Genomic DNA, 25,616 nt, shown 5'->3' on the forward strand with positions numbered 1-25,616 from the left:
CTTTGTTTTATTTTTACTTTAGAGTATCAAATACTGGTTGACTTGAAAAGTTTAAGCTGGTAATTTCTACAGCTTCTGTTTCAAAGACAAGAATTTCATTCTCTCCTTCATGGAGAAAGTCCTTCGGACAATACAAACTGTACACAGGCCCTTGGTTCCAATAACGACCAAGATTCTTACCATTCACAATGATAACACCTTTGCCATAGTTCGAGCAATCGATGAAAGTATCTGCCACCTTATCCAAGCTCATATTAAAGCGATAAAAAGAAGGCTGTGCTGGATTTTTACCTGCACTAAAGTCAATTCCACTTAACTGTTCCGCAGAGAAATCTAAAGGATATTGTGTATAACCTTGGTGAAAATGTATGTCATGCATCATACCGCCACGTATACCTTTTTGCTGACTTGGATGATTAAACTTAAAGCCATAATTGACACGACCTAAGTTCTCTACCAAACAGTCCACTTGAATCTCTTCTTGATTTTCCGCTACATCCAGCAATATTTCTTGCCCAATTTCTTCTTGGTATTGTGTGTGTTTATGTTGACCATCAAGATAAATTTGGAGACGGTCGCTCGCTTCAACAATCTTAAGTTTAGTCTCTTTACCATAATTTTTTAAGACAGTAGAATAAAGCATATAACCATAGCCTGTACCTGCTGCTTCTAAAGTGAGAGGATAAGCGGTTGTTAAAGCCTGCATCATGTTATCTTTAGTCTTAAATAAAGACACACTCTCTGAAACTTTAAAAGAACCAAGATTTGCAATTTTTTTGACACGAGGCTGCGCTTGCCAAACATCTGGGCACACTTCTTTGATCGCTTTTTGAACAGCATAATATTTGGCGGTAGGCTCTCCTGCCTCTGTGAGCAAGGCATCGTAATCATAGCTCGTGATTTGCGGTAAATTTCCCGTGTCACGCGCAGAGCAACCATTATAAAAGCCAAAATTGGTCCCACCGTGGAACATATAAAGATTAAGCGAACCAAGCTTCAGCATGGCTTTAACTTCATCTGCTAAATCTTGCGGATCACGATTAATAATCGGTTCTCCCCAACGATTGAACCAACCATCCCAATATTCCATACACATAAGCGGCCATTTTTTACCATGTTCTTTCATAAATCCTGCGAGCACTGCTGCGTTTTCTTTCGAACGGCTGCCGAAGTTTCCTGTAACCAAAACATTATCTTCAATCAAAGAACCCGCATCAAGCGCTGCCTGCCAAGCACCATCTGAAGTAAACAAGGATACATTAATCCCATATTTTTTCATAAGTGCCATCGTTTGGCGAAGATATTCCTTCTCCATCCCATAAGAACCATATTCGTTTTCAACTTGCATCATGATAACAGGACCACCTGCAGTGATTTGTAATGGTGAAAGATATGGAAGTAATACCTTAAAATAGTTTTCCACCTTGGTCATAAAGCGTGAGTCTGTGGAACGAAGACGCATTTCTGATTCCTTCAGCAACCAGGCTGGAAGTCCGCCAAATTCCCATTCGGCACAGATATAGACAGAAGGCCGTAAAATAACCATGAGCCCTAAACTTTCAGCCAGCTTAACGAAAGCACGAATATCTTTCATGCCTTCAAAATCAAATACTCCTTCTTCAGGTTCATGAATATTCCAAGGAATATAAGTTTCTACAGTATTTGCACCAAGTGCTTTCAGGTTATAAAGACTGTCTTCCCACTGACTTTGGGGAATTCTAAAGTAATGAATAGCACCACTTATTATTTTAACTGGCTTATTATCCAGCATAAATTCTTCTTTTATTTGAAATGTTTTCACTACTTCTCCTTACCAATATCGGTTCCATTTGTCATTCGCTAGGCGCATGAGCGCTTCAAAATAGAAATAATCGCCCCAGAGGTTAGGTTCATCAATACCTTTGCCTTCTGCAAAAGCATATACCCCATGTTGCAACAAGCCTTCATTTCCATCTGCTGCCTCAGTATAAAATTCTCCCAACTGATAAATGAGTCCCTTAGCCATAACCTCTGCTTCTGGATAAGCTTTTTGCTGTGCAGCTTCTAAGAAGCCACACGCTGCAATAGCTGCTGCTGAACTGTCTTTAGCAGATGGTTCTGCATCTGTATAATCAAAATCCCAATATGGAATAAGATCCTGAGGTAAATGCTTCAAGAAAACTTCTACCACAGAAGGGTATACCTCAGGAAAAATAGCGGAATGAATATAACTTTCATTAAGCGGAATTCCTAAAATAGCCCATGCCTGCCCACGTGCCCAAGTTGACGTATCGCTATGTCCTTGATGTGTAGCTCCATATGCTGGTTGTCCTGTTTCGAGATCAAAATAATAAGTATGATAAGTACTTGCATTGTCACGGAAAACTGTTTTGAGCAAAGTCGCATAATGCTTCAGCGCTACTTCTTTGTAAATTGCTTTGCCAGAATATTCTGTTGCTGCAAAGAGTAAGGGAAGATTGATGAATGAATCAATAATGACACGATATTCTTTAGGATCGCCATACTTGCCCCAAGCTTGAATAAAATTACCTTTTTCTTGAAAACGGTGAAGCAAGACATCCGCAGCTTGAAGTAAAGTCGCTTTATAAGTTTCATTTCCAGTTAACTTATAAGCCGCCCCCGCTGACAGACTATATAGAAACCCGATATCATGATGATCTAACACAAAATGATCGTCTAATCTCTTTTGGAAACTTTCCATGTTGGCTTCGACACGATGTAAGAATTTTGCATTACCTGTATATTCATAAGCCAAAGCTATCATTCCTGTCCAAAATCCATTGGTCCAGTCGTCATTTCCCTTGATACGATATTTCCCATCTGTAGCACAAGCCGAAGGAAAATCATCGCCAAACCGCTCCATGTTTCTTTCAATTTTTACAATTATTTTCTTTATTTGATTGTCCAGCCAAGCTTGGTCGATATTCTGACCGAGCTGAATTAATTTTTTCTTATTCGTATTCATAACTTAACCCCTCTTAATATATTAACATGTTATATTATAACTTTTACTTGACAAAATAGCAAGAAATTTTTGATGGTCCAAGAAAAAACTACAGCCGAGATATTTATTACCTAAAAATTTACTATCCCTCAATAGTGCGCAAGTAAGCGTTATCTAAATAGGTTGACAATCTTCTTAACATACTATATACTTACTCATAGATAATATAACATGTTAAATTATACTACTTATCATAAAGAAAAGGAGCGACTAAAAGTAAATATTGAAAAGATTTAGATTAACTGTTCTAAGTCTCTTTTATTGTACTTTAAAACAAGCATTGGGAATATAAATAAATACACGGAGAATATGAAATGACAAAAAAACTATTTTATTTTATTGCTTTCTTACTTGTGAGCATTTCAATAAGTTTCACATTCAGTCAACGAGCTACAGCGGAGAGCTATACTTCTGATTTCAGCAATCAGCTTGGAACTTGGGAGGATTTGGTTGGCCAAGCCGATAGAAAAATCTCTCAAGGACAGCTGAATATAGCTAATCAAAAGCTAAGTACAGGTTATGAGAGTATTTCGCTTAATACAGATGCAGGAAACCGTAGTTCTGGTGATGTGCAAATAACTTTTGTGTACAAGGGACAAACAAATTTTGGATTTGTCTTTCGTGCCGGCGCAGGAAACACCAAAAATTATCAGTCCTTTGCTTATATGAGTAACGGAAACTGGCAGCTTGGTCAGCCAGGAGGCAAATGGATAACAGATATCCATAGTCAAAGTCTTGAGATCGGACAGACCTATAAGCTACTTCTACGTTATCAGGGCATGAGTGTTAAAGCTTACCTTAACGGCAAGATAATCTATGATAATCCCCATGTTACTTACAGCGATGGGTCAACCATCGATGGTGACTGGACCGGAGCCACAGGTTTACGTCTTTTTGGTAATCTGAGTCAGCTGTCGCTCTTATCACTGAAAGCTGGCGAAGTGAACAGTATCCCTGAAGTTTTAGATACGCAGCAATCTATAAGCTTACGTGACAAGTGGAAGCAACAACTAATCACTGAAAATTATGATTCTAACAATGCTCCACTCGTCAAATATGTGAATACTTTGTCCAAGAATGCTCAAAAACTTTACCAAAGTATGAATCGTAGCCCTGATCGAAAAGAGTTGTGGCCTTTGAAAGCTGGGGACACACCTTCTGCAAATCTGACGACCCAATTCTCTAATCTCTACCTTCTCTCACAGGCTTATGGCACTAAGGGAACAGATTACTATCTTAATCCCGAACTGCTCGCTGATATTCAGTCTGGTCTTGATTTTATGGTTAGCCAAAAGGGCTACAATGGCCAGAAATACTATGGCAATTGGTGGGATTGGCAGGTTGGTATTCCTCAAAAATTTATTGGTAGCTTAATGATCCTTGGTGATAAGCTACCATCAGATAAAATACAAGAGTATAGCAAAGCAATCCAGTCCTATGTTCCCAATCCTTATCAGCAACTCTATACGAAAGCACAGGATGTATTTGTTGATCTGGCTTTCATTCCTAATTTTTCAACCACTGGAGCAAATAGAACAGACTTGGCCTTATCTGTGCTTGGTTTAGGAATTTTACAAGAAAATGAAAGTAAGATCGAGCTGGCATCAAACAGTATTAAAGAAGTTTTTCAAACAGTAACCAAGGGAGACGGCTTTTATCCTGATGGCTCTTTTATTCAGCACAATAACATCCCTTATACCGGTTCTTACGGCAATGTTCTTGTGAAAGGTGTCGGACAAATCCTCGCTACCACCAAAGGTTCAAGCTTTGAAATGGACAGTCAAACTGTTTCAAACTTTGTCTCTACTGTTGAACAATCATTTATCCCTCTCATCTATCAAGGAACGATGCTTCCAGGTGTCAATGGACGCTCAATCTCACGCGCTCCGAAAGATACACAGGTCGGCTACGGTTCAACCACGATGTATAATTTGCTTATCGTTGCTAACTTAGTATCCGAAGAAAGTCAAAAGAAGCTGCAAGAAGCAGTGAAATACTGGATGCAAACCAATCCTGATTATTATCTCAATAACACGAGGGACTATAATGACTTACAGCTGACACTTTCTTTAATGGCAAATACTGCAATCACTGGAGATATGCTCCCCTTTACGGGAACAAAAGTCTTCGCCTCAATGGATCGTTTTGTTCAAAGTAATCCAAATTACATGACAAGCCTGAGTCTATACTCCAACCGCACCTCTTCTTTTGAAGCAGGAAATGGTGAAAATAAACGTGGCTGGCATACAGCTGATGGCATGTTTTATCTCTATAATAACGACGGTGTCCAATTTGGTAATAGTTACTGGCCAACGGTTGATCCTTATCGTTTACCTGGGACAACCGTAGATACTGTAGCGCTTCAAGATGAAAACTCATCCTTTACTACTGTAACTTCTCCCGAAACATGGGTCGGTGGAGCAGCTGCAGAAAATCAAGCCGTTATGGGTATGGCGCTTAATAAGCAAGGCACTAAAAACAACGGTACCGTCCTTCCCATGAATCTTCGTGCTAAAAAATCATGGTTTGTTCTTGAAGACCAGACCATTGCCTTAGGTGCGGGAATTAGTGGTGACACAACTGCTTCCATCGAAACGGTCGTGGACAACCGTCTTCTTAATGACGCATATCACTACCAAGTGATTTCAAATAAGGGGAATATCACTGATGCTTCTGAAGAAAGTAAAAAAGATTGGCTCCTCTTGCAGTCTGACCATCAAAATGCTTCGATTGGTTATTACTTTCCAACTTCTTTAGACGTCACTGTGCAAAGTGAAAAAAGAACAGGAACTTACGCCGCTATCAATAGTGCCTTTCCAAGTGACAAAACTTATAGTGGCGAATATCGTAAATTCCTGATAAACCACGGGCAGCATCCTCAAAATGCAAACTATGCTTATGTTATTCTTCCTGAAGCAACGCAAGAAAAGCTTAAACATTATACCCAAGATAATACTCTTAAAATTCTTGCAAACACCGAAAGTATCCAAGCTGTGCAAATGGAAACCGCTGACTATTTAGGAATTAATTTCTGGGCTACCACAGGAGGAAGCATAGCAGACATCACTACAGACAAGCCGATTTCTTTGTTAAAACAAACCAAGCAAACCCAAACCACATACACAATCGCAAATCCCACTCAAACCAATGAAACTGCTCATATCCAATTGCCAAAAGATTTCAAGCATATCCTTTCGATGAGTGACGGCGTAAGTTTTGATGAAGCTACAAACACTCTAAGCATTGACTTTTCGGGCAGTGCGGGGAGTGCTAAACAAATTGTTGTGGAGTGATTTTCGTTAATTGGTACCCTCTTCCTTAATTTATATAACTCCCTAACCTACCTTCAAATAAAAAAGCATCAGAAATTTCTGATGTCTTTTTATTTTATATTACTTTTTTTCCTTATTTTTTAACATAAATTTTCTTACAAATACGAAAATCAATGCGAGGATAATGAAAAACAAACCAACTAGAGCTGTCTTTGTAACTTTTTCTCCAGCATTTGGCAAATGCTTCGAATCTCTCTTCGTATCTTCATTTGAAGTTGAGTTTGTTATCTCTGATGAAGATCCTGTTGTAGTTGAGGACTCTGTCGTTGGGGGTTCCGTGGTTGTTGGAGGTTCTGTGGTTGTTGGGGGTTCTGTGGTTGTTCCAATAAATGTATTCTTTATTGTGAAATTATTTCCATTTTGAGTAACTGTACTTTGAAACTCATCTGGTACTTTTATTTCTTCAACTTGGTAAGTAAAGTCATCACCATTATTATTATACAGCGTTAAGTCAACATTTTGAGCATTAACCTCTAAAGTTTTATATTCTTGCTTAAAGCCTTCTTCCTTTGTGAGTTTAATGATATCACTTGATGTCCATGTCTCAGAAGTTACCTGTTGACGTGTAACAATAAATTCTATAGAATCAGGTGTTTGATTTTTATCTATATTTTCCCAAACTTTTTCAACATCTAAAGAAATCTTTGGTGCTTTTATTGATGGTATCGGAAAATCTAATTCCTCGCCTGATTTGTTAGGATCTAAAGTCGTTCTCCCGTTACACAGATACCAGCTATCTCCCTTAAAATCAGAATTTTCGGTATCAATACGTACCTGATAGCTCAAAGTAATACGTTCATCGCTTCCAAGTGCAATTGAAGAAACTGAAATTGTTTGATTTGCTTCTGTAACTTTTATATCCTGAACCAAATCTGGTGCTTCTTGCCACACGCCGTTACTATCTTTACGCCAGCCTTGTAGTTTGTAATTTTGTTCTGTGAAATTTCCTGAACCCTGTAGGAGGATACCTTCCCCCATCGGATCTGTAATCGTTCCATTAGGGATAGTTTTTAAAATATTATTTTGCAGGTTCTTAAAGACTTCTGCTAATCCTTCTAGATTTTCATCAATTGTATAATATCCTGAAGGATTAGAGGAAATATTTTTCGCTATATACTCTCCTCTTCCAGAAGGTGCTACGCCGACTGAATAACAAATTACCCCACTCTTTTTAAGCTTCATCACACTTCCCAAAGTGTCATCATTAATAACATTTTTACTCGCTACAATCCCATTTGTATCTGAACCAGCACTTGTGGTGTGGTACAAAGGTGAGTCCGTCTGAAAATCTTCATGATATGTTGAGGTATGGTAGCCATTATAGTCGATAAGTTCTCCATTATTAGGATACTCAACAGCATCTGGAGCAGGAATATAACTGCGGTTAGCACTTCCATCCCCGATATGAACCAACATATGCTCCGCATCTCCACGCCCATCTTCCGTAAACATACGTTCTGCTTCAATAAGTCCTTTTTGAGTAAAGGTTCCAGATTGACTCTTTGCTCCATTAACCAAGAAATCATCTAAATAGTTGACATCTGTGGAGAATGTTTGTGTGGAGTAAAGATTTCTATTATAACAAACCAATCCTACACGAACATGTCCTTCTTGCAAAACTTCAGCAATACTGGTTAAAAATTGATGCACTGCATTTTGTGTATTTTGGAGTTTTTCGCCAGACATTGTAGATGAAAAGTCGATAACTAAAACCAAATCTATATCACGTGGCGGATTAATATCATTTCCCTTCACATCAAGGGTGACATCAAATAAACCTTGTTTTTCAGCATTTTCCTTTACGCTTTTTTTAACATAAGCTTTATTATCGTAATTAACATAACCTTCACTATCAAAAGAAACGCCTGCTACATTACCATAATCATAATTATGTGTATTACCATTTGTAACACCATCTTTAATATATTTTCCTTGTTGGTCGTTCATATAGGGGAAATCTATTGTCTCAGCCTTAGCCAAAACTGCCCCTCCTCCAACAAAAATTAAAATCAAAAATAGTAAAAATAATTTAAATATCTTTTTCACTTTTTGTTTTCCAATCCGTTTATTTAGTAAATATAATAGTTGACTAACAAATTTAAATTTTTCACTTTATAGCAATAATATTTACACTGATGCGTTAATATCATATTAAGTTTTAAGCAAAATTGAATCATACTTTATTCCATAGTATTATCTTTTCTTTCTAATAAATTACAATTATATTGATATATATTTATATTCGATAGTCAACGATTACTGATATATCACGCTTCTATTATAAATAAATAAAAAAGTACTGTTTTTCATGGAAAATAATATTTAATTTATAATAAAACCTAGATATAATAATCGTTGACTATCGAATATAAATATATATCAATATAATTGTAATTTTTCTGACAATCACGTGAGGTACTGTTATTCAAGGCTCTATGAGTCATTTACTTAACAGAAGAAAATTATTTCCAACTATTTTTTTATATTTTGTATAAAAAAAAAGCTATGACAACTTCTCTTTTATGTTTTTTTAGTTGAATCATACTATTATAATTACCCAACTTCTACACAACTTACATTATTATATTCGCGGAAAAACACTTGCTTTATCAATCTTTATTTATATTTCTATACTATATTTCTGGAGTAACTAATATAAAAAATGGCAAAAAAAAGAGCACATAAGCTCCATACTTAGTGCTGCTACCGTCAGGTCCTGACACGCTTCGTAAGAAACTTATTGCTCCGAAATTTATTATAACATACTTCTTCTTGTTTTGACAAGCTTTGACTTTATCAAAAAAATTTTATCATTTACTGGAAGATTTCCGCCCCTTATAAACTTCCACAGCACGTTCATAATCTTCTTTCATGGTTGGAAATTGTTTCTTGATAGCATTTGCTCCAATAAAATAAAAGACAATCACCAAAATCAATACAAGGAAATTAATCAAAGAAAGAATAGCTACAAGCATACTTCCTTGCGGTTGCGCGATGAGAGTCATCACATAAAACATTGACAGTACATTGTAAAAATAATAAAGAATAGGTGCTACATGGCAGATTTTAGGTGCGTGTATCCTTGCATAACCAACATGGGTGACAATGGCGAAGATAACAAGAATTACTCCTGCTGCATTGATTGTAAATCCAAGGAAAACAGCGATAAATAGTACAATCAATCCAATAGGAATACTGATACTATTGAGCCAGACGCGGTAAGGTGCTGTTTCTTCTTTGTAGCGCTGCTTGGGAGTTTTTTCGGCGTCCATGGGTTGACCTCGTTTTTCTATTTTATCCTTTGTCTATGGTAACAAAAACTTACAGAAATTTCCTCTAAAAAAGAACAGTTACAGCTGCTCTTTTTTTTCTTTATTTCTCTTTCTCCGATGTTGGAAAAAATCTTTCATGATGTCGGCGCACTCAGCTTCTAAAATGCCACTTTCTAGAGTGACACGATGGTTGAGCCGTTTATCTTCTAAGATTTGATACAAACTTACGGCTGCTCCAAACTTGGGATTTGTTGCACCAAAGTATACTTGTGGAATACGAGCTAAACCAATGGCTCCAGCACACATAACACAAGGTTCAATAGTAACAAATAAAGCACAGTCTAATAAACGCCAGTTCCCCACAGCTTCATTAGCAGCTTCAATGGCGCAAATTTCTGCATGGTGCGTAGCACGGCCATCAAGTTCTCGGCGGTTAAAGCCGCGGCCAATTACTTCCCCATCGTGTACAATGACCACGCCGATGGGGACTTCTTCATTTTCTGCTGCCTTTTGGGCTTCAAGCAGTGCTTGCTGCATGAAATACTCTTTTTCTTGCTGACTAAACTCCATTATACCGTCCATTTCATATGGGGTTGAGCCAAGTCAACCGGTATATTTCCTGCTGCTTCTTGCGCTTCCTCACGTAATACTTGTAAGTCACCAACTTGTGGCAGATGTGTGAGGACTAGTTTTTTCACATTGGCTTGTGCTGCAATTTTTCCTGCTTCTACACTGGACAAGTGGTTAGGCATTTTGGCCTTATCCTTGAAGAAATAAACGTCAGCTAGCAAGATATCCGCATCTTTGGAAAAATCAACAAGTTCTGCAAAATAGCCCGTATCTCCTGTATAAATTAAGACCTGTCCTGTCGCTCTCTCAACAATACGCATCGCGTAGCAAATAACAGGATGCACTGTTTTTAAGAACTGAATATCAAAGGGTCCAACAGATGTGCCGTTTTCGACATCATAAGCAATTCCCTCACTGACATTTTCCAAAGATAATTTTGAAAATTCGTATTCATTTTCCTGATGACCATAAATTGGCAACATTTCTGGTTTCACTGTTTGCAGCTGACGATATTGACGCAAAGCGCCTAAGTCTGCTATGTGGTCTTCGTGGTAGTGGCTCAAGATGATTGCATCCAAATCATTGGGTGAAAGCTCATGCTCAAGTTCCGTCACGGCACGTGATCCAGCATCCAATAAAAGGTTAAATCCTTCTTCACTTTGTAATAAATAAGAAGTTGTGCCTGCATCACGTGTGGGATATCCGCCCCATACACCAAGTGCTGTTAATTTCATATTGTCTCCTCTCTTTCAAACCTTAACATAAAGTAAACGATAATTAAAAATGTGCTAGATACCAGTAAGGTCCAGTTGCCAAAGATATCGGCACTATAAGTACCCAAGATAGTCCCTAAGAAGAAGGCGCTGACCAGACTAGCAAAGACACGGAAGTTTTGTAAGTAGCGTTGTTCGTGTGTTAACGCGTAATTCGTTAAGTTGACCATGGTTGATTTCAAATTTCCGGTCATCATGATACTTCCGTAAGGAAGGCCTCTTGTTTTACTAAAAGTATCGTGCTGAATGGCCATGAAGAATGATAAAAAGCCAACAAAAATGGAAACAGGTAATTTTAAAACCGTAGCATAAAGTAAGGTAAATACGGTCACACCTGTCCACTGCAATAAGAGCAAATAAATCGTATCCGGCTTATTCTTCTTCCTTAAGTAATAAGAATATATATTTTTAAAAATTACTCCACAAGAAAAGAAAAGAACAGGAATAATAAAATCTGCTACACGTACAAAATTTCCTTTGGCTAAATAAACCGCTGCCTGTATCATGTTCCCCGTTTGCATCCCAATGAAGCGCCCATCAAAGTGGAAAAAGGAAAAAGCATCCATAAATCCAGCGTTCATCGCTAAGAGCGAGGCTACTCTTAGTTTTTCTCTCATTTCAGTGTTCATATTCTTATTATAGCATTCTTAAAACCTTTTGGCAGTTTCATACTACATAAGAAATTACCTCTTCATTTATTTTCACAACGCTTACTATTTTTAATATTAATTAATTTTTCCATTTTCAAGTTTTTCCGGGACTCAATTAACTGATTTACTGTAACAAAGATGTAGCTTTTTTAGATTAGTAATGGCTTTTTGTGCTCTATCTACAGACATTTTATAAATAATATGAAATGAATAAGTATAATAGAATCCATCATAAACTTCATTCAATACTATCTATGTTCTTAATTTTCCAATCCAGAGAATCAATGCGCTTTTGAACGCTAAGTTTGTATACAATTTAATGGATTGGCATCTTTTTATTCCTAGTCATTGAAGCAAGTATAAAACTCATTAGATAATTGTAATTACCCTAATGAGTTGTTGTTTTTCTGTTTTATTTCAATATCTTTTAAAGTTTTACTCTTTTATAAATATAATCTTGTATTCTAAACTTTTTCATTAAGGGTGAATCTATTTATATTAACTTCTCTTGGAAGGTAAACAACTTCTGATTCATATATTTATTCCTTCAAAAAAATATATAAATCTATTTTAATATTAATATTTTTCTTTCAAAATATCCTTACAAGCTGTAAGAATATTTTCTCTATCTTTCGGAGCAACCTCTAAGTTAATAAACAGTCTTTTAGAATCAGAATACTTCGTGTCAATTACATCAGTTTCTAAAATTAAATCAGGAGTAGAGCTAGGACGATCAATCTCTAGAATAAAGTTAAACCGGTACTTTAAAAGATTTTCAACTCTTTGACTAATAATTTTTTCTATATACATTGCACTATCTGTAAGAAGTAGTATCTTGATCTTAGGCTCAAAATCATGAGGGGAAAACTCCATAATATACGCCTGCCCATATCTCAATGTCAATGACTTTAAAGTATTTGTCGCTAGTTTTGGTTCATGAGAAAGGATGCTTTTTCTAATTGTTGGTAAGAATCTAGGATAATCAGTTCCAGCATGCTTGAATATACGTACTCCAAAAGTATGCATCTTTAAAGATATCGACGAATAAGCGCCCCGAAATAAGCATCGGCCAAAAAAAAGGAGTGCTCGGACTATCTTTATCCCACTTTGGATGTCTTTTTTTAATAAAAGCAACAAAATTCATGATACTACTATAGCTTCGACGAGAATATTTCTTTAAAATTGCAAGGGTATCATCAACACTATGAAATTCTTCGTAACATTCTGGGAAAATATAAAAAATAAGTAAGATAAATTCTAGTTCTACTTGTGGCAGCTTGAAACTTTGCTCAATTAATTGTGATAATTCTCCCATATAATGATTATTAGCAATAAGCGCTGAAGAGTATTCCGGCAAAAGTGCCTTGGAAATAACATTTCCTGACTGTGATCGAGAAATAAAAGTAGCAAGATAAAAAGCAAGATGTTTACGTTTACCGTAACTTATGTACCGACCTGATGAAATAATAGAAGAAACTATATTTTCTACTCTTCCCTCGTCAACATTTTCAAAAGGCCACTCAGTACCACGATATACTCTCCAAAATAAACTAATAAGCGAATAACGAATAATTCGTTCCTCACCAATAATGTAAATCTCATCTTTTCTAATAGTCAGTTTCATCCCTATACTTTGCAACAAAATATTGGCCTTTTTTAATTTTCTTCTTGCCGTACTTTCGCTCATGAAATTTTCTTTACAAAAATCTATAAAATTTACTGATTGGCTATTTAAAAATAGTTCAAAAAGGTTTAAAAGAGGTTCTGGTTTTAAAATATTACACTTTAAGGCATAGTATTCAGACTTGCTTCCGGTAAATACATATTTCTTTTTTTGAAAAATTATCGGTTTTGACATAACCACATATTCATTAGCCACATCATTAATATAAGATAAATGCCGCCGTAGTGTTCTTCGTTCTAAGTCAATTTTATCACCCAATTCGTCAATATCTAAGCCCAGTGGATTATTATATAGTTGTTCCAAAAGCAATATTTGTTGGCATGTTTCTTTACTGAAAATATATTCAAAATAATTATCCATTTTTTCAATTATCCTTTCTTTCCGAGATCACTCGGCCAAGCGTGTATTTAGTTTAACAATGACTTTATAATTTAAAACTGCAACTAGAATTTTGATTTTAGTAAAATATCTATATTTTTCACTTCTATACTTCTTATATTGTATTAAAAACTTATTTACGAATTTTTTATCCAAAATAAAAATATCAAAAAAAGAGTGAATTGAATACGTAATTTGACATAAGTTATATTAGTGTTACCTGCAAAGACAGAAAGTCAAAGTATAAGTATATTTAAAAATAGTTAAAAGTACTCTACCAAAACTTGAGCAATTTTTTTAAAATACTTCTCCTTACTACTTTTATGTTCAATAAAATGTAATATTTCTTTAAATTCAATAAAATCTTTTCTTGAACAAAACTGTAGAAATATCTAACTTAGAGTGTTAGATTATATAGTGTTCATTTAAATTATTCTTACTATAAAAGAGTATCATAAATTGTTTAAGGGCTATACTAACTTAAACTTTTTTCCAAAAAATAACATTAGAGAGGCATTCTAAGAAATGATTAAACTTTATTATAGAAAACATTCCAAAGCTTCTAAAGATGCTATTGAGTGGTTTAAGCAACAAAATTTAGACATTAATATCCAGAATATAAATAGTATCTCCGAAGGTGATATTTTTCAATCACTTTATTTATCGGATATAGACGTCCCCTATATTCTACGTAGAGGACTTGCTTTCTTCTTCCTTTACGCTGAAGAAAAGAAAGCAAAGGAATTACGATTTAGTGAAAGTCTAGCATATTTAGAGAAAAAACCTTATCTATTACGAGATCCAATAATAATATCTTCCGATAGTTCCTTAATTGGTTACAATGAAGCAAAGTTAAAAAAGTTATTGAAAGTATAGAAATTAAAAAATAGAATGGAATTACAATAGTAAAATTTTACATTCTATTTTTTACTTCTTTAAATTAATAATAATTCTTATTGACCTAAATCTTTTACTCTAAACATCTTCTTTTCCAGAAGAAACTCATTATTAATTCTATTACATTATCTCGCAATGTAGTGAAAATAAAATCAATGCTAGTTAATAAATTTTCTATAACGAACTTTGCATTAAATCATTTCTTTTTTTTTTTTTTTTTATATTATCACAAGCGCGAAAAATATTTTCTGTATCTTTTAATGAAATCTCAGGATTTATATATAATTTTTTTATATGAGGATATCTTAAATCAACCATATCCGTAGCTAAAATTAAATCAGGTACAACATTAGTTTCACCAACTAATAGTTTAATATTAAAACGATTCTTTAAGAGATTTTGAATCCTATTAATAGTAATTTCATCAATATAAGCTGCCCCATCTGTTAGAAGCAATATAGTTATTTCTATCTCGAAATCTTGAGGAGAAAATTCCATAACATAGGCCTGACCATAGCGTAAAGTCAATGATTTCACAGTGTTTTTAGGTAACCGAGGTTCATGAGAAAGGATATTTTTTTTGATAGTTGGTAGTAAGTTAGGATAATCAACTGTTACATGACTATATATTCGTACAGCCGAAGTGTTAAAATAGGTTAGCTTAAATATATCTACAAAAATTCGTGCTGAAATCATCGCAGGCCAAAAAAGAGCATTTTTAGGTTGCTTATCATTCCACTTAGGGTGTCTTTTTTTCATAAAACTAACAAAGTGTATAATACTGATGTAGCTGCGACGAGAATATTTTTTTAATATATCGAGGGTGTTATCAATTCCTTGAAACTCTTCGTAACATTCAGGAAAAATATAAAATATCAATAACATAAATTCTAACTCTACCTGTGGTAGAGTTAGTTCTTTATTAATAATCCTAGTTATTTTTTCCTTATAATAACTATTTGAAATAAGTGCTTTAGCGTATTTTGGAAGTAACTTTTCTGAAATGATATTTTCTGATTGCGCTCGAGAAACAAAAACAGCAAAGTAAAAAGCAAAATGTTTTCTTTTTCCAGCATTTAAATATTTTTTGGAGGGAATAATTAAAGAGATTATCTTATCAACCTGCTTTTCATCAACCCCTTTAAAAGGCCATTCTATTCCACGATACACTCTCCAAAGAAAACTTATAAGAGCATAGCGAATGATTCTTTCTTCTCCCAACAAATATATTCTATTTTTGCGTACAACGAACTTGCTGTCAGCAAGTTTTAATAAGATATTGGCACTTTGAAGTTTTCTTCTAAATGTACTTTCGCTTATAAAATTTTCTTTACAAAATGATGTTAAGTTTACGGATTTATTATCTAAAAATAGTTCAATAAATGTTAGCATAGGTTCTTTTTTCATTAATGAAATTCTTAAACGATAATATTCTAACTTATTTCCTAAAAACAACCGTTCCCTTGACTTCGGGTGAACTTTTAATTTATCAATTTCAAGTTCACTTGCTATATTGTCTATATACTTGAGATGTCTTAAAACGATCCTTCTGTCTGCTCCTATAGATTTTATTAACATTTCAATATTTGCGCCTCTTTGGGAATTAAAAAGAATTTCTAAAATTGATAACTGCTGACATGTATCTCTGCTAAAAATATATTCAAAATAATTTTTCATATTTCTTCTTCACTTTTTTAATTTAAACCATTTCAAAAAAATTTAATCCATACTTCTTATTAAAAGTGCGGATTAGACTTTCAACAAATATTACTACTAAATCATCTTCCAAGGATTATTGAGGAACATTACTAATTTCCCACTCAACAGTTGCATGATATTCTTGATTTATCTTCAATGACGATCCATTAGTATTTAAGGATACCCTTGGAAACTGTAACTGCCACTGTCCTTGACCTGCCCCTATCTTGGCAGAAGAAACTAGTGTAGGCATGTCTTCAGATAAAGTAAAATCATAACTTGTAGGAGCTGTTGAAGTATTTCCTACTCCTGGTATTACTTTGGCTTTAGAAAACTTCATTGTTGCATCTTTAATTATTTCTCCTGATTCAGTTGTAAATTGTTGGGTCAGATTTGCTGTTACTCTCCATCCTCTATCCGAAGCGGTATCATCCGTTACAATTAAAGGACTTTGGGGAACCATGTCATAGATGGGTTTACCCTTGAGTTCCTGCGTTCCAAAATCTGAATCTGGTGCATTATCTATTGTTACGGACACGGGAGGAGCTATGACATTAATCATAAAATTACTTGAAGTACTTGTGAAGTATTTATTATTCTCAGATGCTACAGCTTCTGAAAGTGTGGCATAGCTTTTTCCATCAGGTGCTGTTACATTTTGTATTGTTGCCCCAGTAGGAAGAGCGCTTAAATCTTTCGTAGGGTCTTTAATAATGGCACCCGTCACTCCTTTTTGTGTCAAAGGTCCCGCAAGTCCTGGTGCATTGGGGCGAGTTCCTTCTACATATTTATAAGTAAAGTTCGTACTTGCTTTCTTAGCTTTCAGATAAATACTGAAATAATTGGCCCAAGCATTATTTGAAACATCGTCAAAATTTGGATTAGCTGCTAAAGCGGAAGCTAAATCAGGATAAGTTTTTCCTCCTTGTCCATCTGGTCCAACAACATGATCAACTTCATAACCTTCCGGAATGGTTAAGTTTGGAACACTTCCAATAGCTCCGTCATAGTTCCCTGAAAGAGTGAGTACTGCTGGAAGAGAGGAAGCTTTCCCTGAAACAAGAGAAACTGTTGAGTCTGGAGCTCCTCCTACAAGTCCTGTGACTGAATCTGTGATATCACCAGTACCCGGTGTTCCCTTAGTATAATATGTCTTAAAGGATGCCGTTTCATTCTTTGGTGTGTAGTAAGCATTAAGGACATTAGATTTGCTATTACTTATTTTAAGATAATCACCTTTTAAAAAGCTATAATTTTTTATATCAGGTGCATTGTAATCGAAATATATTAACATACCACTGCCTATGCCAACATATTCTCCTGTATTACCTTTAATTGTTGATGAGGCTACATTTTTGATTGGTTTATTGGTGGTTGAATCAATATAATTTACTTTGACATCTGCTGTTCCACGCATAGCGCTGAATGTGGAATCTTTTGATACATTACCTTCTTTAATAATGCCTGTGTTAGAGCCGGTAACACCGATACTACCAAAAGACATGTTCCTTTGCAGAGTTACTACACGGGAAATAGATACTTTCCCATACTTACCGCTGTTATTGAATTCAGAATCTGGTGTAGATGAAATAGTGAGTGTTCCTGTATATGTGCCACTTATATTTGTTGTAATATTCGACCAACTTATTTCTAATTTTTCCGACCCTCTGTAATTTGATGGTAAAATAAGGCCATCATGTTTTAATACCATTGGAGCTTTTACTTGTGTCCAAGGATAGGTTGATGTATTTGAGATTTCAAGTGTTCCTGCAACATTAGTTTTACGAATCTCAAGAGTATCGCTTCCTTTATCATTTGATGAGTTTGAAGGACCATCAACATTAGGATTATAATAAAGATCACGTCCCATAAAAATAGTATTATATAATCCATTAATGCCTAACCCTTGGCCTGCTGCACCGGGAGCATTTGATTTAATCTGCTCATCACTTGAGGGAGTGAGTATAAAACCAGCAGCATCTCCCCAGCCCCACTCTGACGAAGCATTGCTATAGTAATAAGGAGTCGAAATTGAAACAGGTTGTGAAAAATCAATAGTTGCATCCATCATATGATAAACCCAACTCCCCTGTTTAGAATTTGCTAACCAAAAATAGTTATTTCCCGTTAAATCCCACTTCCACCAATCACTGGTGCCAGATAATACATTCCAATTATTTTTATCATGGATAAAGCTATCATCTAGTGTATGATCCCCCGTATCACTTACTTGACCAGGTAAAAGTGTTTCTCCCACAAGGGTATCCGCTTCTACTTTGGTATTTGATAAATTTGAAACTTGAAAAGATAAAAGTGTAAGTAAACTTAATGTTATTCCTAATTTAAACTTATTTTTCATTCTTACTTCCTCACATCATTACTATAAGGTCTTCTTGATTCCTTTTTTGAAAAGAAGCATGGATCTTCTTTTCAAAAAAGGAAATATCTGATTGACAAGAAAAACAATCAAATATCCTTAAAATTTGTCAACTTAAGCACTAGGTACAGCACTCAAATCATATTCAAGTGTTGCTGTATAGCTTCCAGCTTTGGCTGAGCCAGCAGGAACACTGAGGGAAATTGGTCCACCCTCTTCATTTCCTATATAGTCCGCTGCTGCACCATATTTCACGGCATATGTTCCGTAGCTTCCCTCCGCATTGGATGTCATAACTGGTGCTGGAGTACCTACTGCTAAGTTGGTAATATTTGAAGCTGTTGGCATATAAGCACTTGTACCTGATTCAGTTCCAGTGTATACAGCTGTAGCTTTATTAAAGCTCAACTGTGCACCTGTCAAATCATTTTCACCGTTTTTAAACTGTGACAATTGAGTTACTGTAATTGACCATGTTCCTTCACCACGAAGGTCATGCATTGCAACAAAGTCCGCTCCAGAAGTTTTTTCATCTGTCGAAGCATAGTAAGTTGCTGTTTTTTCTGAAATTTCGTGTGTACCAAAATCAAGATTTGAAGCATAGTCCAAAGCAATAACACCAGGTACGCCAGGGATACCAGTGTCAACTCCTCCACCAGGGTTTTCCGGATCAACGACACCTGGATTAGAAGTATCTGGTGCTGCGGTGAAGTTCACTGTGCCTTCAGAATTAAATTGATTTTGGTCAACGCTATCCGCAGAAACTGTTCCTGCGCCTAATAAAGCTAGTGTTGAAAGTGCGACTGTTGAAAGTGTGATAATTTTTTTCACGAAAATGTTCCTTTCTAAAGAACGATAAGTTTAATATTAAGTATTTTTTCTTCTATGAATGAGAAGAATACCTAAAGCAATAGTAATTCCTCCAATAAGTGATATTGAAGATGTAGTTTCCCCTGTGCGAGGCAGCATCTGATACGATGAATCATTAATTGGAAGTTCATTCAAATTCTGCGTCTCAGAAGGTGGAGAAGAAACTGTGCTCGGGGCTTCATAGAAGCCTACATGAACATTGGTCGATAATGAGTTCGCATGACCGTTAAGCGTCACCCTTCCCCCAAAAAGAAGTAATCCTAGAATAATAAATTTATATTTCACATAAAATTTTTCCTTTCTGTTTTACATTTAGTTAACCTTTGAAAAATAGTAACAAAGGAAAATTATAAATTAACAGCTCAAATTAAATTCCCATAAAACTATCAAAATTCTAAAGAAAACCTGTTAACAATATTAATTTAACATAGAAAATTTTTTTCTCATTTTGATATGCTCATCAAAATTTTTATGGAAAAATAAAGAATTTTTTCAATTATATTTCTTTGTGAAATTTAGAAAATCATATTAGATAACGTGAAATTCAGAGTTATACTACAACTTATATAAATTATAAAAAAATTAATTTTTTACATAATATCAGTAAATGTACAATCTTAATCCATTATTTGAAGTTAAAAATAAATTCTAAATCGTCATAGAAGTTTTATCCATAAAGAATATTTTTTCAAAAAAGTATAAAAAAAACTACTGACTTCTCGTAAGCCGCAGTTTTTAATAAATATTTATAATATAATATTCCCTTTACTTCTAAACCCACTCTTGCTTCAACACAAAGAATGACCCACGTATCTCGCCAGCAAGCTTTGAACGTTGGCGGGCAAATTTGAATTTTCCTTCTAGTTCTTGTGGAATTTCCATCCCTGCAGAAAGTTTGAAGCCGACAGCACGTTTGGGTTTCTTCCCTTCCTCAGCTGTTTTCTCATAGAGAACGTTAAGGACCAAGCCATCTTCAAAGTAAAACTCTGGCCAGTAGATATCTTCGTCTTCATAAATCGCGACTTCCAAAATGGGAGATGAAAACTCTAAATCGCGCTCCTCTTTCAGCAGTTTTTTCAACCAAGCGACTTCTTTTTCCTTTTCCACAGCAGGAAAAGTGACGTATTCGAATTTATATTTGTTCCAGAAATAACGGGCTTCATTGGCACGCAAGCCTGCAAGACTTTCTGCTACAGGTGAACTTTCAAGTCCTGTCGTTTCCACCTGTCCTTCTTTAAAATTAACTTTATATGCCATAAAGACCTCCTGCGTTTTTTCTTTATTATAGCAGAAATTAATGACAATACACTGCGCTTAGGATTTGTTAATTTTTGCTCTATACATGCTAGTTTTCTTTAGAGCTTACTGATGGATGATGAGGGCTGGGCGGACTCCGCCGTTAAAACTATTAAAGGGATTGCCGTGACCGCCGTGACCCCACATGCCATCTTGCCACACAGACCAAGCACTGGTTGCAGTAGCGGGAGTACGTGTCCACCACGACATATTATTAGGACCCCAACGATCTGCCATGCCAAAGAAACTACCTATAGATGTCAAATGGCTCACATCTGCGACGGAAAGATTAAAGGCACGACGGACACCGCCTGGAACAGCTCTTGTTCTATCTGCATAAGGGACGGAGAAAGTATGCAAATTAGCAACAATCCCACTCGCTGGTCGTTGAGCAGCATCCCAATTCAAAGTTCCAGTAGTGAAGGTGGTGGCTACTGGCGCCACATACTCTTCCAACTGCGCCCGAAGCACTGAATCAGCTGGGAGAAAATCTTGAGTGTACCATCTGTTAACTTCAGTTGTTATGTTATTCCAATTAATTCCCCCAGCGATTACTTGATTCCGAATAATCATATGGTTCCCACCGCCCATATCTTCTAAATAACGGAACTGCTGACCCGCCATAGTAAAGATACGTCCCGGTCTCATGATTTCAAAGTTAAAGTCGCTTATATCTGAATCTCTATTCCAGCGTGGGTTGCCATCGCCTGCGACAGTTTCAATGAGAGCCTGCAAGCGTGTGTCGACAGGTGCGCCTTCTTCCTCGGGCTCTAAAAATCTTTCCATGTCTAGAGGAGAGATGACTTGGCTGTCCACATGGATGGCGTAGTAATAAGAGCCGTTGACAAAGCTTCTTCGGACTACTTCATCTCTCACTACAGCCGCATCAAGCAGGTAAGATGTGGCTTGCCCTGCTTCCAGTAATTCGGCCCAATAAGCCCAACCTGTATTATGGTCCAGCACCCAGAAGTTGCCGAATCTTTGGTTAGGATTTAATTGTTCCCATTGCTGAAGCGTCATTGGTGCACGCTCTTGGACAAGGTGTTGTTTTGTCTCTTGCATAATGGCTGCGCCCGGCCAAGTGCCTGCGCTATTGTCATAAGAGCTGTTGGGACCACTTTCAGACCAAAAAGAATCTGTTCCATCTCCCGGATGTGTGGTGCCATCTGTTTCGCCATCTTTGGCACCATCCCCTTGGATATAGTCACGGGCATGTCCTGCGGCTGCTGTTTTCAAACTCTCAAGTTCATGGTTAAAGGTGGGCATATACCAAGGTGCTTCTTGCCCTGCACGCTGCCAGCCAAAAGTGAGGTTGATATAGTCATTGAAGGCTAGCGAGTCTCCTGTACGTACATTGATATCGTTTTGGGCTGATCTATAAGGCGTCCATGTGCGCGTATCATCACGTTCTGAATGTTCAACTACAGGGATGAAATCATCTTCGCCCAGTATTTGAATAGCCATGTATTCCGACAGACGAATACGTACCATAATAGGCTCCTCTCCCTCGGCATCATGTCCGTAGTTTTCGGCAAAAATATCCTTGTTGCCTGTATCTCTATTGTAATAATCATGAATACGGCCAGGAGCGTGGCTTCTGAAGGCATTAGCACGGTCATTGATCGCCTGTTGGTTAAAAGCAGTATAAGCAAATGTACCACCAATAAGTAGAGCTAGAGCCAATATAGCTATGGTTATCAACTTTCTTTTTCTTTGTCTCATTTCTCCTCACCTCGCTTTACTTTCTTTTTATTAAAGAGCGAGCGGATACGGAAAAAACGCCCATTTTTACAGGACGTTTTGATGTATGCGAAAAAGAACAGGAAATTACCGCCTGTGCTGTGCTGTGCTGTGCTGTGCTGTGCTGTGCTGTGCTGTGCTGTGCTGTGCTGAAAAATTATAAGCCATTGCATTTACCTCGTCAAGTATTTCGTTATCATCGAGTAACTCCAATAACACTTAGATAATATAATTGTAATATTTTTATTATAATTATCAAAATAATATTAGAGCACTCAGCACTGAGATAAGAGGAATAGAAAGATAATGGAGAAATAAAAAAAGTCCTGCTTTTCAGCAGAACTTATCCATATATATTAATCAGCAGCCAAAGCTTCGATAGTGTTCAAACGTGCTGCACGTGCTGCTGGTGCAAGACTTGAAAGTAAAGCGATAATCAGTGCGATAATTACGGCAAAGATAATATGGCCAGAAGTAATCTGAACAATATTTCCGCCGACTAAGCTATGCAAAGCTTTGTTGATGATGCTTTGTCCCGCAAAGGCAAGAGCAATCGCAATAACTGCCGATGACAAGCCAAGGATAACACTTTCGGCTGTGAACATGCGAGAAACATCTTTACGACGTCCACCTAAGGCACGAAGGACACCAATTTCTTTAGTACGTTCAGCAACGGACATATAAGTTGTTACCACAATCATAAAGATTGAAACAATCAAGCTAATACCAGCAATGGCAGCCAAGACGGTTGAGACAATCCCTGTAATATCTGTGATTGTATCCAACATACTACCGATATTTGTTGAGGCAAACACAAGTTTGTCATTATCTTTGATATCATTGATAGCTTTGGTTACATCTTTAACTTTATCAGTATCTGTCACAGTGACGTAGGCTGTGTTTGGCATCGCATCGATATTATTTGCAGTAAGCATTTCTTTCAATGCCTCTGTTGAAGTCAAAGTGCCAACCATTGGCATATCTTGCAAGACGCCTGAGATTTCCATATCTTCTGTGATAGTCACAGGAGTATTGTTTTTATCCACAGTTTGGAAGCTTACTTTGACTGTTTTACCAATCACAGCTTTCCAGTCTTTTGCTTCATATGCTTTTTGATCAAACTTCTTCATGTCTGCTTCAGAGATAACGATTTGTTTACCTTTAGGTTCTGAACCAGCATGTAACGTTGAAGACTGAATCATCGGTGTCCAAGACATAATCGCTTGGCTACTTGTTGTTTGCCCCTTATAGTCAAGAGTCACAGCACCTGCTTTTGTAATCCCTGCATCTACTGTTTTAACATTATCCAAGTCCTTCAACTTGTTGATGTTTGCATCAGAGATACCAAGCATTGTTTGCTGTGCAATAGAGAAGGCTTCGTCATTGTCTTTTCCTTGGTTATTTGCGGGATCACGTTGAACCACGGAAATAATATTAGGGTTTGCCAAACTTGTCACCTGATCATTCATATATTTTGTTGCCCCAGTCCCTAGACCAAGGAAGAAAATAACAGAGAACAAGCCAATAGCTGTACCAATAGCAATGAGAAGATTGATTTTCCAAGTGTTTGTAAAGTGCTTAAAGGCTGTTTTAACCACATCACCATAAGAAAGTGCCTTTGTCTTGAAGGATTTTGCTTCATCTGGCACAGGATAAGCTGGCTTGTCACGCTCGTCTCCAATAATTTGCCCGTCTGCCAGACGAATCGTACGTGTCCCATAGTCAGCGACTTCTTGAGAGTGAGTGACGACAATGACTGTCTTACCAGACTGTGCGATTTGGCGAAGAAGTGCCAATACTTCTTTCGTATTTTGCGAATCGAGCGCTCCTGTAGGCTCATCAGCAAGGATAATCTCAGGATCGCTGGCCAAAGCCCGCGCAATGGCTACACGTTGTTTTTGCCCGCCAGATAACTGTGCGGGTTTTTTCTTACGGTGTTCGTAAAGGCCAACTTGTTTGGTTAGCTCAACTGCACGTTCGACACGTTCTTTTTCTGATAGGCTTGTCATTTTCAAGCTAATCAAGATATTGTCAAGCACACTTAAGTAGTTGATTAAGTTGAAAGACTGGAAGATAAAGCCGATAGTATCACGGCGATAGGCATCCATATCTTTTTCTTTCTTCGCCTTTTGCGCGACACCATCGATGATAACATCACCATCATATTCACGGTCCAAGCCACCGATGATATTCATCAGGGTTGATTTACCACCACCGGACTCACCGAGTAAGCTGACAAAGTCTCCACGCTCAAACTCAAGGTCAATCCCCTTGAGCACCGGAAATTCATCTTTACCTAAAAAGTATGATTTCCTAATGTTTTTTAATTCTAATACGGGCATAATTTCTTCTTTCTAATAATAAAGATATTTCTATTATACCTTAAATTGTAACAAAGAACTTAGGACCTTAGACTGATTTAAGCTTATTTTAAAAATCGTCCCAGTTGTCGTCTCTTCTGCTGCGTGGATTATGGCCAAAATTCCAGGGGTTATGAGCATCTCGCATCTGACGGCGCATTTCTTTTCTCATTTTTGCTTCCATTTCTCTACCCATATGATGCATCATTCGTGGGTCAAAGCCGCCAGGACGCATGCCACCACCAAAGCGGAAATCACATTCCTCATCAGCTGGATTAGCTTCTTCAAGTTTTTCCAAAATATTAATCAGTTGAACTTGTTCTTCTTCTGTAAGATTACCAAAGATGCCTTCTGATAAGTCATCTTGACTTTCTTTACGTTCAACTTGAGCTTGCTTGCCTTCTTCCGTCAAGAAAACACGGCTCACTCGCTTATCATTTTCGTCTGTAACACGTTTAACTAAGCCACGTTGCTCTAAGCTCTTCACTTGAGCAGTTACGCTTGAAGGTCGGATATCTAAGATTTCAGCGATTTCAGCATTAGTCAGCCCATCAGCCTTCCAGAGTTCAACCAAAAGCCCTTGTGCGCCTGTACGCGATTTTTTTTCTCCGAGTCGACTTGTCATTCTTTCCATATGCAAAGCCATGAGAAGTTGAGGATTATGAAGTAGTTTTGAAAAGAGGTGTAATAATTTATTTGTTTCTGCTGACACAGT

The 25,616-nt window shown here is 36.6% G+C and carries 19 protein-coding genes and 1 other RNA gene; 2 read left to right on the top strand and 18 right to left on the bottom strand.

What is annotated here, in order from left to right:
* Positions 1–13: 13 nt before the first annotated feature.
* Both lgb_RS07095 and lgb_RS07100 read right to left on the bottom strand, forming a co-directional pair.
* Entirely contained in the window at positions 14–1,801 is a 1,788-nt protein-coding gene (locus lgb_RS07095) for a glycoside hydrolase family 35 protein (RefSeq protein WP_019294111.1), read from the bottom strand.
* A gap of 9 nt (positions 1,802–1,810) precedes the next feature.
* Positions 1,811–2,965 (bottom strand): glycoside hydrolase family 88 protein, encoded by a 1,155-nt coding sequence (locus tag lgb_RS07100; RefSeq protein WP_019294110.1) that lies wholly within the window; start codon positions 2,963–2,965, stop codon positions 1,811–1,813.
* Between the two features lie 353 nt (positions 2,966–3,318).
* Here lgb_RS07100 and lgb_RS07105 point away from each other — a divergent pair, with 353 nt between their 5' ends.
* Positions 3,319–6,297, top strand: coding sequence for a hyaluronate lyase HylB (locus lgb_RS07105; RefSeq protein WP_249663186.1), 2,979 nt, complete (start codon positions 3,319–3,321; stop codon positions 6,295–6,297).
* A 99-nt stretch (positions 6,298–6,396) separates the two neighbouring features.
* On the opposite strand, the gene lgb_RS07110 is transcribed toward lgb_RS07105, so the two are convergent.
* From lgb_RS07110 to lgb_RS07145, 8 genes are all read right to left on the bottom strand, one after another.
* Positions 6,397–8,316, bottom strand: coding sequence for a VWA domain-containing protein (locus tag lgb_RS07110; protein ID WP_249663187.1), 1,920 nt, complete (start codon positions 8,314–8,316; stop codon positions 6,397–6,399).
* Between the two features lie 681 nt (positions 8,317–8,997).
* Positions 8,998–9,093: signal recognition particle sRNA small type (gene ffs / locus lgb_RS07115), an RNA gene on the bottom strand.
* Positions 9,094–9,146: 53 nt separating this feature from the next.
* Positions 9,147–9,608, bottom strand: a complete 462-nt coding sequence (locus tag lgb_RS07120) for a hypothetical protein (RefSeq protein ID WP_019294270.1) — start codon at positions 9,606–9,608, stop codon at positions 9,147–9,149.
* 78 nt (positions 9,609–9,686) lie between these two features.
* Positions 9,687–10,178: a tRNA adenosine(34) deaminase TadA gene (tadA, locus tag lgb_RS07125; RefSeq protein ID WP_019291856.1), complete on the bottom strand. Its 492-nt coding sequence runs from the start codon at positions 10,176–10,178 to the stop codon at positions 9,687–9,689.
* On the bottom strand, positions 10,178–10,912 hold the full coding sequence (locus tag lgb_RS07130) for an MBL fold metallo-hydrolase (RefSeq protein ID WP_019294272.1): 735 nt from the start codon (positions 10,910–10,912) through the stop codon (positions 10,178–10,180). Before lgb_RS07130 ends, tadA begins: the two co-directional genes overlap by 1 nt.
* A complete protein-coding gene (locus lgb_RS07135) occupies positions 10,909–11,580 on the bottom strand; it encodes a YoaK family protein (protein WP_019294273.1) in 672 nt (223 codons plus the stop codon). The genes lgb_RS07130 and lgb_RS07135 overlap by 4 nt, the downstream gene beginning before the upstream one ends.
* A 597-nt stretch (positions 11,581–12,177) precedes the next feature.
* Positions 12,178–12,627, bottom strand: coding sequence for a hypothetical protein (locus lgb_RS07140; RefSeq protein ID WP_242810682.1), 450 nt, complete (start codon positions 12,625–12,627; stop codon positions 12,178–12,180).
* Positions 12,584–13,645 (bottom strand): helix-turn-helix domain-containing protein, encoded by a 1,062-nt coding sequence (locus lgb_RS07145; protein WP_242810683.1) that lies wholly within the window; start codon positions 13,643–13,645, stop codon positions 12,584–12,586. Before lgb_RS07145 ends, lgb_RS07140 begins: the two co-directional genes overlap by 44 nt.
* Before the next feature lie 543 nt (positions 13,646–14,188).
* Here lgb_RS07145 and lgb_RS07150 point away from each other — a divergent pair.
* The gene (locus tag lgb_RS07150; protein WP_019294275.1) at positions 14,189–14,539 is read left to right on the top strand and encodes an ArsC/Spx/MgsR family protein; all 351 of its coding nucleotides are present in this window, start codon (positions 14,189–14,191) and stop codon (positions 14,537–14,539) included.
* A gap of 195 nt (positions 14,540–14,734) precedes the next feature.
* Here the strand turns inward: lgb_RS07150 and lgb_RS07155 are convergent, their stop codons facing one another.
* From lgb_RS07155 to lgb_RS07190, 8 genes are all read right to left on the bottom strand, one after another.
* Positions 14,735–16,237 (bottom strand): helix-turn-helix domain-containing protein, encoded by a 1,503-nt coding sequence (locus lgb_RS07155; RefSeq protein WP_249663188.1) that lies wholly within the window; start codon positions 16,235–16,237, stop codon positions 14,735–14,737.
* Between the two features lie 115 nt (positions 16,238–16,352).
* Positions 16,353–18,617 carry a WxL domain-containing protein gene (locus lgb_RS07160; RefSeq protein ID WP_019294277.1) on the bottom strand — a complete coding sequence of 755 codons (2,265 nt, stop codon included), beginning with the start codon at positions 18,615–18,617 and terminating at the stop codon, positions 16,353–16,355.
* Between the two features lie 132 nt (positions 18,618–18,749).
* Positions 18,750–19,466, bottom strand: a complete 717-nt coding sequence (locus tag lgb_RS07165; RefSeq protein WP_242810685.1) for a WxL domain-containing protein — start codon at positions 19,464–19,466, stop codon at positions 18,750–18,752.
* A gap of 36 nt (positions 19,467–19,502) precedes the next feature.
* A complete protein-coding gene (locus tag lgb_RS07170; protein ID WP_019294279.1) occupies positions 19,503–19,790 on the bottom strand; it encodes an LPXTG cell wall anchor domain-containing protein in 288 nt (95 codons plus the stop codon).
* A gap of 486 nt (positions 19,791–20,276) precedes the next feature.
* Positions 20,277–20,762 carry a hypothetical protein gene (locus tag lgb_RS07175; RefSeq protein WP_019294280.1) on the bottom strand — a complete coding sequence of 162 codons (486 nt, stop codon included), beginning with the start codon at positions 20,760–20,762 and terminating at the stop codon, positions 20,277–20,279.
* Between the two features lie 105 nt (positions 20,763–20,867).
* Positions 20,868–22,523 carry a hypothetical protein gene (locus lgb_RS07180; RefSeq protein ID WP_249663189.1) on the bottom strand — a complete coding sequence of 552 codons (1,656 nt, stop codon included), beginning with the start codon at positions 22,521–22,523 and terminating at the stop codon, positions 20,868–20,870.
* Positions 22,524–22,897: 374 nt separating this feature from the next.
* Positions 22,898–24,883, bottom strand: a complete 1,986-nt coding sequence (locus tag lgb_RS07185) for an ABC transporter ATP-binding protein/permease (RefSeq protein WP_019294283.1) — start codon at positions 24,881–24,883, stop codon at positions 22,898–22,900.
* An 88-nt stretch (positions 24,884–24,971) separates the two neighbouring features.
* The gene (locus lgb_RS07190) at positions 24,972–25,613 is read right to left on the bottom strand and encodes a MarR family winged helix-turn-helix transcriptional regulator (protein WP_019294284.1); all 642 of its coding nucleotides are present in this window, start codon (positions 25,611–25,613) and stop codon (positions 24,972–24,974) included.
* Positions 25,614–25,616 lie beyond the last annotated feature (3 nt).

The sequence above is a fragment of the Lactococcus petauri genome (genome assembly GCF_023499275.1).
In the GTDB taxonomy this organism is placed as follows: domain Bacteria; phylum Bacillota; class Bacilli; order Lactobacillales; family Streptococcaceae; genus Lactococcus; species Lactococcus petauri.